The sequence below is a fragment of the Paenarthrobacter sp. RAF54_2 genome, from assembly GCF_052113945.1.
GTDB lineage: Bacteria > Actinomycetota > Actinomycetes > Actinomycetales > Micrococcaceae > Arthrobacter.
Genome location: NZ_JBFRDV010000022.1, coordinates 1 through 15688, shown reverse-complemented (window position 1 = coordinate 15688; position 15688 = coordinate 1). Strand labels below are relative to the sequence as shown.

The window sequence follows — 15688 nt, the reverse complement described above, 5'->3', positions numbered from 1 at the left end:
TCAGCACCGGCCCCGGCGCCAGCCTGGGGCTGGCCGGCTGCGGGAGCCTAATTGGTTTGCTTGGCAGCCTCGTCGCGCCCTGCCCAAATACCGCGAACGTGCCGCATGTGGCTGCTCATTATTTCCGCGGCCCTTCCTGCATCCTTGGCCTCCATGGCATCCAAAAGGAGCTCATGCTCCTTTGTCGATTGGACGAAGACTTCCTTCCCCGCGAGATCTCCCAACCCTAGAAGCCTGCTCTGGTCCCTCAGGGTTCCAATGATCTCGAGGAGCTTCTCGTTCTCCAGCGCTGAAAGGAGCGTCAAATGGAATTCCCGGTCCGCTTCCACGAAGTCCTCCCACTCCCCAGCTGCAGCAAATGCATCCGTCCGCCGGCACAGGTACCTGAGGTTGGTGAAGTCCTTGATGAGTGTACGTTCCGTAATCTCCCGCACCGAGGACACCTCGATCATCGCGCGAATCTGCACAACGTCGTCAAGCTCCTTGTTGGTCAACTTTCGGACAAGGAACCCCCTGTTGCGCTTCATCTCGATGAGCCCCTCCTTGGCGAGGTCATGCAGCGCCTCGCGAACGGGGGTGATGGAAACGTTCAGGCGTTCAGCAACCGCACCGATGGAATGCATGGAACCCGGCTCCAGACGGCCGGAGACGATCTGCGAACGGATGATGCGTACTGCCTGTTCCCGAAAACTCTGGGTTCTGACTTCATCGCCAGCTCCCTCGTTCCACGCCAATGCCGTAGCCATGGCCACTCCTGTTCCTCTATAAGGTCTGACACCCCATTTTAGACCCGTTGCATGGAAACGCAGACAAAGTACGACCACAGCGGCCGCTTTACCCCTCACAGATTCGCCCGCCGCTGTGAGTGGATGCCGCAGGTCCTCCATAAGGAGCTTTTCGTTTCCAGAGCCCGTTGACGGGTAGATTGGTTATACTTAGGTGTAATACCTTACAGTGGGGACCGCGGGACGATTGCAGACTCAGCGTTGAGTCCCAGGTTCGGCGTAAGTTGCGAACGCCGCGACAGCTCTTTCGAGCATTCAGTTGAACAACCAACCACTTAGGTAAGTGGCGAAAAGACAGGTGGAAACAGTGATTCCAACACGAAAAGGACCCGATCTGCGCGCGAAGTGCGGGGTTCCCGATGCAGCTTAATTTCATTTCCGATGATCAGGTTCGAGCTCTGCTCTCACCCCGCCAAGCCACGGCGGCCATCGCTGACGCCCTCATTGCCGGGCTGGATCCAGCAGATGATCCTGAACGCAGCCTCATCCCGCTCAAAGATGGACAATTTCTCATCATGCCCGCGGAGGTCCAAACCCATACCGGCGTGAAAGTGGCTACCGTCGCTCCGGGAAACCCCGAGCGTGGGCTGCCGCGCATTCAGGCGCTCTACCTCTTGTTCGATGCTCAAACACTCGCACCACAGGCGATCCTGGACGGTACAGCTCTTACGACGTTGCGCACGCCTGCCGTTTCGGTTGCAGGTGTGCTTCCCGTGCTCACCCAGCGATCGGAACCACTAAGGCTCGCGGTTTTCGGTGCAGGACAACAGGGGGTGGGCCACGTAGAGACCATTTCAGGAGTCCTGAATGGGAAACGTCGCATCGAGCACATTACGTACATTGTCCGGAACCCCTCAAGGGCAGCGGTACCTGCAACTCTGGGCCAGGAGGTTATCGCCTCGGGCTCACCCGAAGCAGCCGCGGCAGTAGCCGCGGCTGACGTCATTATTTGTGCGACGTCTTCGGCAGAACCCCTCTTCGACTCCGAGCTCTTACGCTCGAACGCCATAGTCATCGCCGTAGGTTCCCACGAGCCGCACGTCCGTGAAGTAGATGCGGCCTTCTGTGAGCGTGCGCAGGTCGTCGTTGAAGACGTCCCCACAGCACTGCGCGAATCAGGTGACATTGTCCTTGCAATAGGCGAAGGCGCATTGACCGAAGAGAATTTGGTTCCAATGCGGAGCGTCGTAACAGGAGCCGTTCAGCTCAGCCCTGATCGACCAGTCCTGTTCAAAAGTTCCGGTATGTCCTGGGAAGACCTGGTCATTGCCAGTGCCATCGTGAAAAAACATGACGCACGCAGCAACGATCGCGTGTTCGCCAGTCACTTAACAATCCGCTGAGCACTCCCCCGCCAGGGGCCGGCCCACGGCACGGGAACCTGAGCATCACATTCAGCAGAAAGAGCAATTCCTTGAGAAATTCCACCACTGCCCCAACAACCGGCTCGCTCGACCGCCGGCAAAAGCATGAAGCTGGCGGCATGACCCCGCAGCCACACAAGGTCTGGGAGGCCTACAACGAGGCAGAAAACACGAGGGACTTCACCGCCATGGCAAAACTCGTTGCCCCGGATATAAGCATCACCGTGAACGGTATCAAATCTGTGTCTTCTGCCGAGGAAGATCAAAGCGAAATGCGTCACGTCATGGACATGTACCCCGACTATCGGCGAATCCTCGTAGAGATCCTCAGCTGTGGGAACCGGGCGGTCGCCCGCTGGCAGATGCTGGGATCCTCTCCCACAGCACCCGTACTGAACGCCACGGGCTGCTCCATCGTGACAGTCAAAGATGGACAGATCACAGATGCATACCTCTATTACGACAGTGCCGCACTGGACTCGGTCTTAGGACAGCACTAGAAGAGTCCTCGCAGCTCCTCTTCCCGTCATGAATCCTGGTGGCAGCGAATATTCTCCGCCCTGAGGTTGATGTGGCCCGCCTAATCTGACGAACACCCCACCCAAGCAGACCGCCGCCTGTTAGGAAGAGGCGGCGGCGATCGAAGATGTGTCGGCTTCAATTCGTGCAGAGAACCTTGGAGCCGACCTGAATGTGCTTGGCCCACGACGAAACAAGTCCCATCTGGCGATGAGCAGGTGCCGGTCGATCGTGCCTTCGTCAAGACGCTCAGCGATGATCGGCACATCCTGGGTAGGAGCCACATTCCAGCTCGGAGACGGTGGGGTGCCTTCTACTCCTTTGGCATCGAAGTACGTCTCAAGCATGGTGCCATCTGCCTCATCCGCTGTGAGGGCACGTCTGATTCTCCGAGGCAGCTCACACAGGGCGAGTGTGCCCTAGCCGCACCAGGATGCTGGCAAGTCTGGGAAAGGGAGCCCCAATTGTTCATGACAGGATTGCTCCGTGATTACCGAGACGATGAACGAGGCGATGCGGCCCCTTCGCGGCATGGCACAGCCTCGCTCGGAGACCAGCTATCTGGATCCTCGAATCAAGGCTGAACTCGACGAGGGCCTGACAATCCGAGACGGGTGCCTCTTCTTTGTCTCCCAAATACACAACATCCGCCAGAACAGCGATGCTGACTTCGGCGGCCCCACAGGATTTGAGGGCTACATCAACAAGCTCCCCCTGGACTGGCTTATCGATGGTGCCGATGATTCGCCAGCTTGGCGGGATTTCGCTGGGACCAGCGACTGGGTGGCTGGTTGTTTGACCCAGGGCATCCTGCTGGGCCACCTGGTCATCGCCGCAGCTGCTGAGCTCACGGACAATCCCATCGATGTCTGGATCCACGTCGACTACGGCCACGACGAGGAGAATCCCTCTGCGTCTTTCCGCTTCGTGACATACCGGGAAGAAGACCTCTGGGCTAGCAACCTGGACGGCTTCGAACAGCCGGTCCTGCGGATGACTTCCGGGAACAAGATCAAGAGCGTCGGAACATGATTCAATCGGCCGCAGAGTTCGTGAGACTGCGCTCGAGCGAAGACCCCGCGGAGTATCACCGGGCAGCTCATGAAGAGGCGGACGTTTCGGTATGGCTGGACGTCATCGACAAGTACCCTGACATGCGCTTCTGGGTCGCCCACAACAAAACGGTGCCACTGGAAATCCTTGAACTACTCGCGTCAGATCCCGACGTGCGCGTCCGCTCCTTCGTGGCGACAAAAGAAAGATCAACATTGATCTCCTGCAAAAACTCGCCCTGGACGAAGACGACACCGTCCGGCCGCAGTCACCCGCCACCGCCGAGCAACCACCGAGCTTATCGAATCACTGCTTGATGACGAGTCCTGGTTCGTCAGGGATGCCGCCAACGAGGCACTGGCCAAGAGGACAATCAGCCGCGGGCTCGCCTGAAATTGACTCGAGACTCAGGCCATGGGGAACGATCCGTCCTTGCCTTCCCTTTGCAAAGGGGCGCGGATGACTGCCCGCCACAAGAGAACGGTTGGGCTGCGATGCCGCTACTAAAGTCCACTAACGAGTCCGGCCAGACATGGGAGGATCCTTCCGAGGATGCCTTGTTCATGTTCATGGAGGACATCGAGCAGGGTGAAGAGGCATTCCTGATCGTGGAGCTACTGGCTGATCCCAGCGGTCAGACCTTCATACAGTCAACCCGCAACGATGACGGAACCTACGTCGTCGAATTCCGTGAAGGCAGCCCGAGCCAGCACTTCGGCACGGTAGTGGACGACATGGGCGCCGCCCATGCCCTTATCGCTTCGTGGTCCTTTGGTTTGGACGGCTGGCGCGAGAGTGTGGAATGGACCAAGATTCCGTTCGACGAATAATGGCCAACGTGGAAGGGCAGCTCCGCGGGCATGGCAAGTTCATCTCGAGTGACCCGCAGGCGGGTTGCAGAGTTTCGGTGGCGCAGCTGTCATCGCTGTTGCAAGCGCGTGTGCGCCACTAGAGCTGGCGGATTCAGTGTGGTGCTAACAGTCGCCCCGATGCTCAGGTAGCAGTTTCGGGCAAGGTCCAGTCAAAGTCGCGGGGACTTAATTGCTCATCGGTCGGACTGAAATCCAAGGTGATGAACTCTCCTGAATCGGGATCTATCTCGCCGTCTACAAACCGAATGCCGGACCAGACGCCCATCACGCAGGAACCCGGATGACGGCGGGCATGATTGACCTCGTTGCGGGTAACGATGACTGACTCACCACGGCTCTGGGTACCTTTTGCCTCAAGATAGATCCGCTCATTGCCTTTGACGGCCAGTGCATCGTACGGATGGTTCAGTCGAGTGTCCGTCACCGTCCATCCTTGTTCGACGTAGAGCCCCATCAACCGGTCCTGGGCAGCGTTCTCGATGACCCGGCGGATCTCGGCGTCCATTTGCTTTCCCTGACCCCGTGCACCGGGCAGGTCGATTCCACCATTGAGCAAGTCAGAAGCAGCTGGGCCTGCAACGGCAGGGTCTGCAGTGTAGAGGATCGAGTTCCGGCTGCCTGCTGGATAGTCCACCTGTGTTCCGATGAGCGCATCGTAGATGGCAGAACCGCCTTCCAGGACACGGCCAAGGAGGGCCTTCTTCGGCACCCTTGAAGTGCTAGGAAGAATCTCGTGATTCGGGTCCAGGAGTTCCGCTACCAGCACGATGCGGCCCTGATAGTTCAGCACTGCCCAACGATGCTCCGAAATCCTGTCCGCATTCAGGGACCAGTCGCCGCGGTTGTTCTCCCACAAAAGCTCCGGCGTCACGGAGGGATCGTAGCCGTACCACGTCCGTCCCAACGGGTCGTCGCTCTCGGCAGTCTTTCGATCGCTGAGTCTAATGTTAATGACCATGAATTGAGTATCGCCGATCGACGCAGAATCAATTTTCTCGATCACCACAGCAGGTCCAGGCTAACGATGCCCACAGCCGGTCTTGACTGCTGCCACACCTCCACCAGCTCGCCCAAGTCTGACTCATCGCCGGCCAAACCCAACAGCAGAGCATCCGATGCCGGCGCCTCGTGGTCGTGTCCGTCGCGTGGCGAGCCGTGAGAACAGTCCGAGCACATCATGCGCATCCCAGACCATTCATCAACGCCCAGTCCCCGCGGCCCGAGAGTGTCCGCCAGAGCTTGCAGGTCCTCCTGACCCGCGCCGGTGATCTGGGCCTGCCACGTCGGTATCCCGGATGATTCCAGCCGTTCGAGTTCATTGAACACCGGCACTTCCTGGCCCTCAAGCAGTCGCGTCCCTTCAGGCGCCCCGTCATGAAGCAGGACGTCCCTGAATCGGTGACCTGACTTAGGCAACGGAACGCTGTTGATCACCGCATGCGCCGGGCTTCGCCGCCAGCACCATACGACCTCCGTCGCTCCCATATCGGGCAGCAACTGGTGAGTAAGACTTGCGCGGTCCGGATTGATCCGGACAGGGGCCACGCCGCAGTCCACGTCAATGGGCCCATCCTCGCCATCAAACCCTGACAGGCCGTACGCTGCCCACGCCCGGCGCGCAGTAGCCCAATCCCCCAATGCCGTAGCAGCAATTCCCAGGTTCCAGGCAGCCGGGCTGGCACCGTCGAAATGAGCGGCTTCCCATTCGGTGAACAGATCCAGAGCGTGCTGATTACGTGCCACGCTTTCGGCCCAGTTGCCGCGTGCCTTCGACAGCAGGCCCGCCTCAAACCAAGTGAAGAAGGAATCCGGTGTGACCGTCAAGAGCTCAGAAGCGTACTTTGCGGCGCTGTCGGCGTCGGCGGCCTCGTTGGCAGCCTGCCAGTCTGCCCACACGTCCTGGGGAGCCCGCTTCTTCCTGAACCCTGACCACACTCGTCCACTCATCGGACAATTATGCAGGCTGCGCCGACACCGACGGAAAATGGACAGGATTGTTCGCCTGATCATGGGATCGGGCAAGCCCGCATCCTGCCAACATCGCCGAGGACCTGGCTTTTGTGGACGTTTCCTTAGCTCAGCCGATCTTGGTCCACACGCCGCAACGCTGGGATATGAAGCCCTCCCCTGTGTACACAGTGACTGTCACGCCGTCAGGGGCGAAACCGACGAAATTGTTGTCAATGATGTCCCCGCCCCCGGTTGATCGTGACCAGTAGCAGTCCTTCACCCCGGGTTTGGTCTTGTACGTTCCTGGCTCCATGGTCTGGCCTACAACGTTGGTGCCGTCCCATATTTTGACCGCAGTCAGCACCTCCTGGAACACCGCCGCATGAGGTGCGTCGGGACAGACGGAGAGCGCCCCTAGAACGTCGGCACGGCGCCAGTCCATTCTGGCGACCACCACGTCTGCGAAGTCCTGGTCTACTGTTGCGCACATCAACATGACCTTGCCGACTGTTGCCGTAGGAAGGCTGACATCTCCACCGTGAGAAGCGATGAGGTCAACCAGTGCTTGCTCGCTGGGTACCAATGCCTGCTTGGTCGATGGGTGCAGGCCGTCAATTTGAATCGAGCAGCGCCCGCTGGCGTAATCCCGGCTCGCCCAAACTTCCTTGTACGACCGATACTCGTTTGTGGTGACAAGGCCGTCACCGCAGCTATAGCTGTATCTGTTCGCAAGCCTCTGGGCTGCCGCTGCGGCTTGGTAGGCTTCCATCGCGGCCTTTCCAGCTGCCAGCTGTTCCGCCTCGGTGCGGTTGAGGATGACCTTGATGGTTTCCTCGTTCGTTTCCGAGCCTGCCGCCGGCTCGGTCGCCACAACCGTGTCGTCTCTGCCCGGAAGTGCACGGTCCCAGCGCGCACCATCCCGGCCGTGCGGCACAGGCGTTCTGAACCCGGCCTTGGAAAGAAGCTCGCTGGCCTCCGGATATGTCTTTCCCACCACATCCGGCACGAGAATCGCAGGCTTAGGAGTCGGACTGACAGCCTTGGCCGACGCTGAAGCCTGCGACTGCTGATCTTGGCCCGAGCACCCGGCCAACCCAACCACGACTATCGTCACCAGAACCAATGCCAACAAGCGCTTCATCGTGCCGACTCTCCCGCAAGGTTCCGCCCCGTACCCCACGCATCCTGCCCCCGTGTTGGCTGCTGCGGTTCCGACCTCCGTAGTGGGCCTCATCCTACGGCGGCATCGCCTTGGCTCCTACCGTTTTCGGCAGGCAATTCTTCGCTTAGGACTGTTCTTGGCAACGGCCTAGCCATAGCCGTCAGCCAGCCGCTGACGGTACATGTCTGCCGTCTTCTTCAGAAGCCCCGCATTCGTGTCCCGTTGGGATGTGCCGTCAGAGTACCTCCATTACTATTTGGGCACCGTACTCCCCTAAAGCGTTCCGGCGTACCGGGGAAGATTTCCACGGAAATCTACCGGTGGGCGGCCCTTGATGTCGTAGTCTGATCCCAAGTCGCGCCAGCTGAAAACTGATGCTCGGCAGCGGAAATCAGGAGGAACTGATGGGTGCCGGAGAAGCTGTCGATCCCGAGGCCTCAGCTCTACCGGCTGACCGTGAAACCCCAAACCCAGCCACCCAAAGATCACGGGAGTCGGAACCGAAAGGCGCCGGTTGGCGCAGGTTCCTCGGACTGCTCGGGCCAGGACTTGTAGCCGGCGCGGCCGATGATGACCCGTCCGGCATTGCCACCTACGCGCAGGCGGGAGCGACATTTTCCAACGGGATGCTTTGGACCGCTCCCGCTACCTTGCCCATGATGATGGCCGTCCAGGAAATTTGTGACCGCACCGCATTGGCCACCGGGGACAGTCTGGGGAAACTGGCCCGACGAAAGTTCTCCCGCAAGCCCCGGGTCGTGATCGCGGTCCTGATCGTGGCACTGCTGGCAGCCAATACCCTCAACGCTGCCGCCGATCTGATGGCTGTGGGCCAGGGAATGGAGCTCCTCGGCGCTGGACCGGACCATCTCTGGAGCGCCATCGCCGGCATAGGAATCGCGATCGCACTCATGACCGGTTCCTTCGCCGCCATTGCCAGAGTCTTCAAATGGCTCTGCCTTGCCTTGCTGGCCTATGTGGCTGTCCTGTTCGTCGCCAACGTCAATTGGCCCGACACACTGGCGGGACTGCTGGGCCGCCAATTCCGCTTCAGCATGGAGTATCTGGGATTGGTCGTAGCGGTCCTTGGAACCACGATCTCCCCGTACCTGTTCTTCTGGCAAAGCGCCCACCGGGTCGAGGAACTCCGCTCCGAGGACCGAGGCGGGGATAGCGCCGTTGGGTTGAAGGAGCGAAGCGAAGCGGCGGCCGCCCACAAGCTCCGTAACGCCAGGGCCGATGTCTTCATCGGCATGGCCTTCTCGGTGCTGGTCATGTTCGCGATCATGGCTGCGACCGCGGCGACGCTCGGCAAGGACGGAACGGACGTCAAGACTGCTGCCGATGCTGCCAAGGCGCTGGAACCAATTGTGGGCTCGGCCGCGAAATTTCTCTTCGCCGCCGGCTTCATCGGTTCCGGCATCCTCGCCGTTCCGGTCCTGGCCGCTTCCGGCTCCGCAGGCCTGGCCGGCCTGCTCGGGAAACAATGGGGCTTTGACCGTAGTCCCCGCAGGGCACCCTGGTTCTACCTGTTGCTGGGCATAGGAACACTCGGCGGGGTGCTGATCAGCTTCTTCGCTACCGATCCCATCGGCTTGCTGATCCTTAGTGCGATCATCAATGGCGTCGCCGCCGCACCGTTCCTCGTCGTAGTCATGCTGATCTCACGGGACAAGGCAATCATGGGTCAGTACCGCAACGGACGACTCGCCGCAACGCTCGGCTGGGGAACAACCATCGTCATGGTCTTTGCCGGGGCCATCGGCATCTGGACAACCCTCAGCGCCCTCGGCGGATAAGCGGCCCCAAAGGGCAAACTACGCTAACCATGAGGATCCTCGCGGTCTCATAAACCCATGGAACGACGCTGGAAGCTACTCGGAACCGCCAAGGTCACACTATGAATCCGGGCATCACCGTTGACAGTAATGACTGCCCTGGCCCCCCGGTCGCTAAGCACTCTGAGTTCGACAACGTCATCGGTCCGTGGCTTGGGTCTCAGCCCCGGCCGCCTATAGAACATGCTGAAGATGCGGTCATCCCCTGACGTATCCTTGGCCTCCAAAAACAATGTCGTACCTTCCCGACCGTCCATCCGGGCTCGGACAGTGACGCTGAGTTCACGCCAGGACTTTGCTTCGTACATGAAAAGACGGGTCGTGGAGTAGTACGACCTTGCAACGACAACCATAAACACGACCAAGGTAACCATGGCCATGGGGGCCATGACAGCAATGCCCTTCCAGGCGTTTTCCCGGGGGTAGTCGTACCCCTGAAGAACTACGTCCTCCGTGTTGTTGGGATTGAGAGCCAGATGGACCGGCGTACCAGTTTGTGCGGACGCAGCGCAGGCTCTTCCGGATTCGACTGCAGCATGTCGCAACTGTCCATCCAGCGTGTAGGTGATCTCAAGAGTGCAGTAGTCGTTGCCCTTGAAACGACTCGCCTGCTGACTTGTCACCACACCTTCAACCCTCAAGGCGCCAGCAGCTAAAGGTGCGAGTGCAGCTCCAAGGCCAAAACCGGCTGCCACAAGCAGCGTGACCATAGCCACAGCCAACCCGACCATGGTCGCCCGCATTCGCCGTCGCAGGGAACTGTCCTGCCACACGGGCACCTGCTCTGCTGAGCAGGGGGTGGCTTTTAGCAGCACACCCCCAGGCAGAGCGAGTGACCAAAGGTTGGCACCGGGTAGAGGACGCTGAGTGGATTCGCCGCCGACGCGCTCAATGGGCGGCCCACTCCCCTGCGAATCCGTCATAGAAACCTTCCCCAAATCCACCATCACTATATGCCGCAGCAAGTTGATGGACGTTCAACACACTCCGTAACGTAACAGCACGTGTTACGCTTCGACCCATGAGCGGCGTATATGCGGGTTCAACTACAGTAGACAGCCATCAGTCACGCGCGGAGATTGAGCGCACGCTGACACGGTACGGGGCAACTGCCTTCTCCTATGGCTGGGAAGCCAGTCGGGCAGCGATCAGCTTCGTCGCTGACGGCCGACAGGTACGTTTTGTGCTGCCGTTGCCGGACCGGAATCTCCGGGAGTTCACGCACACGCCGGCCACCCGAAAACTGCGGGCGCCCAAGGCCGCCGATGCCGAGTACGAGAAAGCCATCCGTCAACGCTGGCGCGCCCTGGCCCTGGTGGTGAAGGCCAAGCTGGAAGCGGTCAATGCAGAGATCGTGACGTTCGAGCAGGAGTTCTATGCCCATACTGTTCTGCCGAATGGTCTGACGGTTTACGAGCACACCAATGAATCAGTGAACCGGGCCATCGCCTCCGCCAGTGCAGACAACCTCAAGAGCCTCGGCCAACTCGGCGCATGAGCCCCCGCAAAAAGCACGCAGTCCCGCTAGAGCAGGCTGAGCGCATACTTGCCGCATTGGCAGCACGTGCTGACGCCCAGATGCAGGTCGAGCAAGCTGTCGCTGATGCGCTGAAGGCCGGCGGCAGCGTCCGGGAGGTGGCAGCTCTCTCGGGACTATCCGGAACCACGGTGCAGAAGTACGGCCGCGCCCACGGATGGCCGGCTCCTGACAGCACTTCGGCCGGGTAGGGCAAGACAAGATGAAGACGTCTTCGGTACTCGCAGTGGCACCGCACGAAAAAGGTCCTGCCAATTTCGGCTGCAACCCTTGATCCCGCCCGTAAGCTTGTCCCGAAAGGGGCCCACGTGAAATCACAGAGAATCTGCGTTGTCATCGAAGACGATCCTGACATCCGCGACCTCATCTCACTAATCCTCACGGGCGCCGGCTTCGAAGTCCATGCCTGCGAAACGGCACATGAAGGCATGACCGCAGTCGAACGGCTGAACCCTGTATTGATCACCCTTGATCTGGGACTGCCCGACATGGACGGTCGCGAAGCCGCCCGCCTGCTTGCAGCTGTATCCAACGCGCCTATCCTCATGATCACTGCCTTCGCTGAACGGGACGATGAACTCCATGGCATTGCCTCTGGCGCCACGGCGTACCTGATCAAACCTTTCCGGCCCCGCCAGCTGCGTGAACTCGCTCTGAAGCTGAGCCCCCAGGAAGTCTCCTCGGGGGCAGTCTTGCCTGATTCAAACAGCAAACCCTGAAGGAACCCTGCGGCAAACGGGAGGCCACGAAATGCCGCGGCACCCCTAGTGGCCCGAGGCGAGCAAACGCTCGATAGGCTGTGCCCATGGATCCGACCACGACCTGGGCGCTTGGCATCGATTTACTGCTCTTGCGGGAGGGTGGTCGGCAAAGTCCTCTCTTGGGTGGCCACGCTGTAGAGAACAGATTCAAGTACCGGCCTAACTGGGGCCTCCCAGGCTGGCCTGTCGGCGAGCAGACGGCAGCGCCGGTGTTGGGTTTCTCCAAGGAAAATATCCAGCTCGGGGAGTCAGCCCGAGCGGTGATAGTGCCGCTATTCCTTGACTCCGTGCCCGCATGGGCCGAAGTACGACCCGGCGACGAGCTGCGAATGTACGAAGGCCCTCGCATCTGCGGGATGGGAACCGTCCTCTGGATCGAACGGGCAACGTGGCCAACACCGGCAGATGATCAGGAGCGGCTGGCGACTTGGCTCTCTGCACCATTGGGGGAACGACCATGAAGGTCAGATGCACACAGCTCCTCGCCCACGACGGGCGGGGACAACTGGAATCCAGTCCCTGGCTCACAATCGACGCTGAGTACCACGTGCTCTCGCTGACGGCGCACCCTGACGGCCGCGTGTATTTACGGCTTCTCACTGATGACAGTGACAGTTACGGTCTCTTCGATTCGACGGCCTTCATGACCGTGGACGAAACTGTGCCAGAGAACTGGCAAGCCCGCATCGGCGACGGAGGGGTGCTGCACTTCGCACCGGCCAGCTGGCTGGTGCCCGGCTTCTGGGAGGACTACTACGACGGTGACCCCGCTGCCGCCGAGATTGTTAAGACTGAACTGAGGAAGATCCTGAGCACGCAACGCGACCCCCGCATGCCTGATCTCAGCGGACCGATGACTTCGCTGGAGCTCCAGGCGGCGGCTGAACAGCTTGCGACCGCTCGAGGAACGGACCGTTGGAAGGGCCTGATGCTGGTGCTGCTGCACTACATCAAGGAACTTCCAGCACCGAAAGAGCTCTCGGACGTGATGGCCACAGTGGATGCATATTGGACCTCGGGCAAGGGAACCCCGGCGACCCTGGAAGCAGCCAGAGCAAAATGCCGGAATCCCTGAATGAGTTCGAGATGCAACCGCACTTGGACAATCCCGAGGCAAGATTCGCCCGTGCCCTGTTGTGTGTCCTGGAACCCTTGGGCGACGAGGACCACAGATCCGATACAGCGGATTGGTTCGCCGGCGTAGTTTGGGACACCTGGTGACTCGGCTGCATACTCCAGAACTTATGTGGAAGGTTTGTATGCAAGGAACTCCCCGCTAACGGGATCACCCATATGGCTCAAGACATATCCGCCTGAGAGTCCTCCAAACGCGACTAATTGCTCGGCGGAGTCACAGACACAAGGATCCGGGTCTGATTCTCGGACGGATTCACGAACCTGTGCGGCAGGGTTGAGCTGAAGTAACAGCTGTCGCCTGCGTTCAGCTCATGATTCGTGCCGCTGACTTCAACCACGAGCCGGCCTTCCAGGACGAGCACACATTCCTCGGATGCGTGGGTCCTGGGTTTGCTAGACGACGCAGCGCCCGGTTCCAGGACCGCCTCCAGCACTTCAAGCTTGCCGCCTGAGCGGGATGCTTGTGAATATACAATTTGGCCCTGGGGTGAAGAAACCAGCCGACGCTGATCTTTCCTTATCACAGCGACTTGCTCCGCGTCCTCGGTTCGGAACAGGTCGAACAACGGCACATCCAGCGTCTCGGCAAGCCGACGAAGCGATTCCAGGCTGGGATCTGATAGACCTCGCTCAACTTGACTGAGCATCGCAACGGATAGCCCACTCCGTTGGGAAACTTGATTGAGCGTCATGCCGCGGTCTCGGCGCAGCTCACGGATACGGGAAGGCAACATACCTCCAGTATCCATCAGATCATCGAGCCACTCCCTTGAGGACCACATGGGTTCCGCAAAGAGGTTGTGAGAGTTCCGATGTAGACGCCAAGGCAGTCGGAAGTCAAAAGGATCTTTTACATCTCTATTGAAATAATTCACAGGCAGTGAAACTATGTGATTGGCACAACACAAGCAGTTTGTTGTGAGGTGCTCGGCCGGATCTGTCACCACAACCAGGACTGATCCCAGACACAGCGCAAGTCGGAAGTCGCCTTGTCCATGTTCAGGTTGACCCGCCAGACTTCCCCCCGGATCGGAGACAAAATCCATGACCGTCATCACCCCTGAAGCCTTCCGTAGCCAGTTCCCTGGACTTGCAAGCACAATACATTTGGCGAGCTGCAGTCAGGGTGCTCTATCCCGGGATCTATCCGGCGAACTCCTTGAATTCCAAAGCAGCATCATGGAGCACGGAGCACCGTGGGGCCCGTGGATGAACAAGGTGGAGCAGGCGCGCACCATGTTCGCTGAATTCATCGGTGCATCCCGGGACGAGATCGCAGTGGTTCCCTCCGCGTCGGAAGGTGCCTACCAAGTGGCTTCAACCCAGACCTACTCGGCTCGCGACGCTATCGTGACAACCGATCTCGAATTCCCGTCCATTGGACACGTCTGGCTTGCGCAAGTTGCGCGTGGCGCACGGACACTTCACGTACCAGACCGTGCAGGTCTTGCCTTTGCCGAAGACTACGCAGCGGTGATCGACGACCGAACGAAACTTGTTTCCGTCCCGATGATTACCTATCGGAACGGCTCAAGACTTCCAGTTGAGGAGGTCATAGCCATCGCCAAGAGCCATGGAGCAAAGACCTTCGTGGATGCCTACCAGGGCGCCGGAGTCGAACCGATCAACGTCCGCGAACTTGACTGCGACTACTTGGTCAGCGGAACACTGAAGTACATGCTGGGTATAGCGGGTGTGGCGTTCCTCTATGTCCGGGGAGGCCTATCGGACGATTCCGACCCCCAACTTACCGGATGGTTTGGACGGAGAGATCCCTTCGAATTCGACCCGCGTGCTCTTGGTTTTCCAAGGGCAGCACGCCGCTTCGAGTCCGGTACTCCTGCCATACCCTCTGTATATGGGGCGGTTGCTGGTATGAGGATGTTGCGACAACTCGATCCACAGGCCGTGAAGCAGCACATTGGACGTCTGACGCAGCAGTTACAGGACGAATTAACTATTGCCGGTGCTGTTCTCGATTCGCCCAGTAACCCATCGCTCCGCGGGCCACAGGTGGCTCTTGTGGACGAGAATCCCCAAGAGCTTAGCGATTTCCTTAAGGCGCGAGGCATCGTCACGAGCCCCCGGGGGGCGATTGTAAGGATGTCCTTCCACTTTTACAACGTCGAAGAAGACGTCATGGCCGTGTTGAAGGCACTAGGCGAATGGCGCGGAAAGTAACACCATCCGCTCGCGTGTGACCCCCTCACTAACAACCGTCAGTGAAGGAAGGACTAATTCGTTTGGAATGGCCCTACCAAACTATGAGGAGAACAATGTCTGTTCTAAATGAGCTCACCGCAGCCTTGTCATCCGGCGCCATCGACGTCGTGGACCTCACCACGCCGCTCAGCGGTGATACCCCCATTCTGAATCTTCCCCAACCCCTGGCCAACACGGTTGGACTCTCGCTGACTCCCGTCAGCAATTTCGACGACGCCGGACCGGCCTGGGCGTGGAACGACGTCACGGTGGGCGAACACGCCGGGACGCACCTGGACGCTCCCGTCCACTGGATCACGGGCAAGGACGGGAAGTCCGTTGACCGGATCGAGCCCCACCGCCTGGTGGGGCCGGCCGTGGTGATTGACAAGAGCGCCGAAGCCGCCCAGGACCCCGACTTCCTGCTGGAGCCCGAACACTTCGAGCAGTGGCAGCAGGAGCATGGCCCCTTCCCGGAAAACTGCTGGGTCATCTTCTTCCGCACCGG

At 59.7% G+C, this 15688-nt stretch carries 20 protein-coding genes; 14 read left to right on the top strand and 6 right to left on the bottom strand.

Annotated features, from left to right (window positions below; genetic code table 11):
- Nucleotides 1-47: 47 nt before the first annotated feature.
- Nucleotides 48-746 carry a GntR family transcriptional regulator gene (locus tag AB4Y87_RS19850; RefSeq protein WP_442005997.1) on the bottom strand — a complete coding sequence of 233 codons (699 nt, stop codon included), beginning with the start codon at nt 744-746 and terminating at the stop codon, nt 48-50.
- Nucleotides 747-1144: 398 nt separating this feature from the next.
- Here AB4Y87_RS19850 and AB4Y87_RS19845 point away from each other — a divergent pair, with 398 nt between their 5' ends.
- The 5 genes from AB4Y87_RS19845 (at nt 1145) to AB4Y87_RS19825 (ending at nt 4551) form a co-directional block, all read left to right on the top strand.
- Nucleotides 1145-2128, top strand: a complete 984-nt coding sequence (locus AB4Y87_RS19845; RefSeq protein ID WP_442005996.1) for an ornithine cyclodeaminase family protein — start codon at nt 1145-1147, stop codon at nt 2126-2128.
- 140 nt (nt 2129-2268) lie between these two features.
- The gene (locus AB4Y87_RS19840) at nt 2269-2649 is read left to right on the top strand and encodes a nuclear transport factor 2 family protein (RefSeq protein ID WP_442005995.1); all 381 of its coding nucleotides are present in this window, start codon (nt 2269-2271) and stop codon (nt 2647-2649) included.
- 505 nt (nt 2650-3154) lie between these two features.
- Nucleotides 3155-3700, top strand: coding sequence for a hypothetical protein (locus AB4Y87_RS19835; protein ID WP_442005994.1), 546 nt, complete (start codon nt 3155-3157; stop codon nt 3698-3700).
- On the top strand, nt 3697-4038 hold the full coding sequence (locus tag AB4Y87_RS19830; RefSeq protein WP_442005993.1) for a hypothetical protein: 342 nt from the start codon (nt 3697-3699) through the stop codon (nt 4036-4038). The genes AB4Y87_RS19835 and AB4Y87_RS19830 overlap by 4 nt, the downstream gene beginning before the upstream one ends.
- A gap of 177 nt (nt 4039-4215) precedes the next feature.
- Entirely contained in the window at nt 4216-4551 is a 336-nt protein-coding gene (locus tag AB4Y87_RS19825; RefSeq protein ID WP_442005992.1) for a hypothetical protein, read from the top strand.
- A 163-nt stretch (nt 4552-4714) separates the two neighbouring features.
- On the opposite strand, the gene AB4Y87_RS19820 is transcribed toward AB4Y87_RS19825, so the two are convergent.
- From AB4Y87_RS19820 to AB4Y87_RS19810, 3 genes are all read right to left on the bottom strand, one after another.
- Entirely contained in the window at nt 4715-5551 is an 837-nt protein-coding gene (locus tag AB4Y87_RS19820; RefSeq protein ID WP_442005991.1) for a protein NO VEIN domain-containing protein, read from the bottom strand.
- 41 nt (nt 5552-5592) lie between these two features.
- Complete coding sequence (locus AB4Y87_RS19815; protein ID WP_442005990.1) at nt 5593-6540, bottom strand: tetratricopeptide repeat protein; 948 nt, start codon at nt 6538-6540, stop codon at nt 5593-5595.
- A gap of 130 nt (nt 6541-6670) precedes the next feature.
- Nucleotides 6671-7684 carry a PASTA domain-containing protein gene (locus AB4Y87_RS19810; RefSeq protein ID WP_442005989.1) on the bottom strand — a complete coding sequence of 338 codons (1014 nt, stop codon included), beginning with the start codon at nt 7682-7684 and terminating at the stop codon, nt 6671-6673.
- A gap of 425 nt (nt 7685-8109) precedes the next feature.
- Here AB4Y87_RS19810 and AB4Y87_RS19805 point away from each other — a divergent pair, with 425 nt between their 5' ends.
- Nucleotides 8110-9504, top strand: a complete 1395-nt coding sequence (locus AB4Y87_RS19805; RefSeq protein WP_442005988.1) for an Nramp family divalent metal transporter — start codon at nt 8110-8112, stop codon at nt 9502-9504.
- 47 nt (nt 9505-9551) lie between these two features.
- On the opposite strand, the gene AB4Y87_RS19800 is transcribed toward AB4Y87_RS19805, so the two are convergent.
- Nucleotides 9552-10466: a hypothetical protein gene (locus AB4Y87_RS19800; protein ID WP_442005987.1), complete on the bottom strand. Its 915-nt coding sequence runs from the start codon at nt 10464-10466 to the stop codon at nt 9552-9554.
- A gap of 98 nt (nt 10467-10564) precedes the next feature.
- On the opposite strand from AB4Y87_RS19800, the gene AB4Y87_RS19795 reads away from it, so the two are divergent.
- The 6 genes from AB4Y87_RS19795 (at nt 10565) to AB4Y87_RS19770 (ending at nt 13062) form a co-directional block, all read left to right on the top strand.
- The gene (locus AB4Y87_RS19795; protein WP_442005986.1) at nt 10565-11041 is read left to right on the top strand and encodes a hypothetical protein; all 477 of its coding nucleotides are present in this window, start codon (nt 10565-10567) and stop codon (nt 11039-11041) included.
- Nucleotides 11038-11271, top strand: a complete 234-nt coding sequence (locus AB4Y87_RS19790; RefSeq protein ID WP_442005985.1) for a hypothetical protein — start codon at nt 11038-11040, stop codon at nt 11269-11271. Before AB4Y87_RS19795 ends, AB4Y87_RS19790 begins: the two co-directional genes overlap by 4 nt.
- 117 nt (nt 11272-11388) lie before the next feature.
- Nucleotides 11389-11799 (top strand): response regulator transcription factor, encoded by a 411-nt coding sequence (locus tag AB4Y87_RS19785; protein ID WP_442005984.1) that lies wholly within the window; start codon nt 11389-11391, stop codon nt 11797-11799.
- An 86-nt stretch (nt 11800-11885) separates the two neighbouring features.
- Complete coding sequence (locus AB4Y87_RS19780; protein WP_442005983.1) at nt 11886-12302, top strand: hypothetical protein; 417 nt, start codon at nt 11886-11888, stop codon at nt 12300-12302.
- Nucleotides 12299-12916 (top strand): hypothetical protein, encoded by a 618-nt coding sequence (locus AB4Y87_RS19775; protein ID WP_442005982.1) that lies wholly within the window; start codon nt 12299-12301, stop codon nt 12914-12916. The genes AB4Y87_RS19780 and AB4Y87_RS19775 overlap by 4 nt, the downstream gene beginning before the upstream one ends.
- Nucleotides 12901-13062 (top strand): hypothetical protein, encoded by a 162-nt coding sequence (locus tag AB4Y87_RS19770; RefSeq protein ID WP_442005981.1) that lies wholly within the window; start codon nt 12901-12903, stop codon nt 13060-13062. The genes AB4Y87_RS19775 and AB4Y87_RS19770 overlap by 16 nt, the downstream gene beginning before the upstream one ends.
- 113 nt (nt 13063-13175) lie before the next feature.
- Here the strand turns inward: AB4Y87_RS19770 and AB4Y87_RS19765 are convergent, their stop codons facing one another.
- Entirely contained in the window at nt 13176-14033 is an 858-nt protein-coding gene (locus tag AB4Y87_RS19765; RefSeq protein ID WP_442005980.1) for a cupin domain-containing protein, read from the bottom strand.
- Here AB4Y87_RS19765 and AB4Y87_RS19760 point away from each other — a divergent pair.
- Together AB4Y87_RS19760 and AB4Y87_RS19755 are read left to right on the top strand one after the other, a co-directional pair.
- Nucleotides 14023-15159: an aminotransferase class V-fold PLP-dependent enzyme gene (locus AB4Y87_RS19760; RefSeq protein WP_442005979.1), complete on the top strand. Its 1137-nt coding sequence runs from the start codon at nt 14023-14025 to the stop codon at nt 15157-15159. The genes AB4Y87_RS19765 and AB4Y87_RS19760 overlap by 11 nt on opposite strands.
- 95 nt (nt 15160-15254) lie before the next feature.
- The coding region (locus tag AB4Y87_RS19755) for a cyclase family protein (RefSeq protein WP_442005978.1) at nt 15255-15688 on the top strand (434 nt) is incomplete at its 3' end.

Excerpts from the sequence above, each read along its gene's own strand:
- AB4Y87_RS19850 (WP_442005997.1), bottom strand. The coding sequence starts at position 746 with ATGGCTACGGCATTGGCGTGGAACGAGGGAGCTGGCGATGAAGTCAGA.
- AB4Y87_RS19845 (WP_442005996.1), top strand. The coding sequence starts at position 1,145 with ATGCAGCTTAATTTCATTTCCGATGATCAGGTTCGAGCTCTGCTCTCA.
- AB4Y87_RS19840 (WP_442005995.1), top strand. The coding sequence starts at position 2,269 with ATGACCCCGCAGCCACACAAGGTCTGGGAGGCCTACAACGAGGCAGAA.
- AB4Y87_RS19830 (WP_442005993.1), top strand. The coding sequence starts at position 3,697 with ATGATTCAATCGGCCGCAGAGTTCGTGAGACTGCGCTCGAGCGAAGAC.
- AB4Y87_RS19825 (WP_442005992.1), top strand. The coding sequence starts at position 4,216 with ATGCCGCTACTAAAGTCCACTAACGAGTCCGGCCAGACATGGGAGGAT.
- AB4Y87_RS19820 (WP_442005991.1), bottom strand. The coding sequence starts at position 5,551 with ATGGTCATTAACATTAGACTCAGCGATCGAAAGACTGCCGAGAGCGAC.
- AB4Y87_RS19815 (WP_442005990.1), bottom strand. The coding sequence starts at position 6,540 with ATGAGTGGACGAGTGTGGTCAGGGTTCAGGAAGAAGCGGGCTCCCCAG.
- AB4Y87_RS19810 (WP_442005989.1), bottom strand. The coding sequence starts at position 7,684 with ATGAAGCGCTTGTTGGCATTGGTTCTGGTGACGATAGTCGTGGTTGGG.
- AB4Y87_RS19805 (WP_442005988.1), top strand. The coding sequence starts at position 8,110 with ATGGGTGCCGGAGAAGCTGTCGATCCCGAGGCCTCAGCTCTACCGGCT.
- AB4Y87_RS19800 (WP_442005987.1), bottom strand. The coding sequence starts at position 10,466 with ATGACGGATTCGCAGGGGAGTGGGCCGCCCATTGAGCGCGTCGGCGGC.
- AB4Y87_RS19795 (WP_442005986.1), top strand. The coding sequence starts at position 10,565 with ATGAGCGGCGTATATGCGGGTTCAACTACAGTAGACAGCCATCAGTCA.
- AB4Y87_RS19790 (WP_442005985.1), top strand. The coding sequence starts at position 11,038 with ATGAGCCCCCGCAAAAAGCACGCAGTCCCGCTAGAGCAGGCTGAGCGC.
- AB4Y87_RS19780 (WP_442005983.1), top strand. The coding sequence starts at position 11,886 with ATGGATCCGACCACGACCTGGGCGCTTGGCATCGATTTACTGCTCTTG.
- AB4Y87_RS19775 (WP_442005982.1), top strand. The coding sequence starts at position 12,299 with ATGAAGGTCAGATGCACACAGCTCCTCGCCCACGACGGGCGGGGACAA.
- AB4Y87_RS19770 (WP_442005981.1), top strand. The coding sequence starts at position 12,901 with ATGCCGGAATCCCTGAATGAGTTCGAGATGCAACCGCACTTGGACAAT.
- AB4Y87_RS19760 (WP_442005979.1), top strand. The coding sequence starts at position 14,023 with ATGACCGTCATCACCCCTGAAGCCTTCCGTAGCCAGTTCCCTGGACTT.
- AB4Y87_RS19765 (WP_442005980.1), bottom strand. The coding sequence starts at position 14,033 with ATGACGGTCATGGATTTTGTCTCCGATCCGGGGGGAAGTCTGGCGGGT.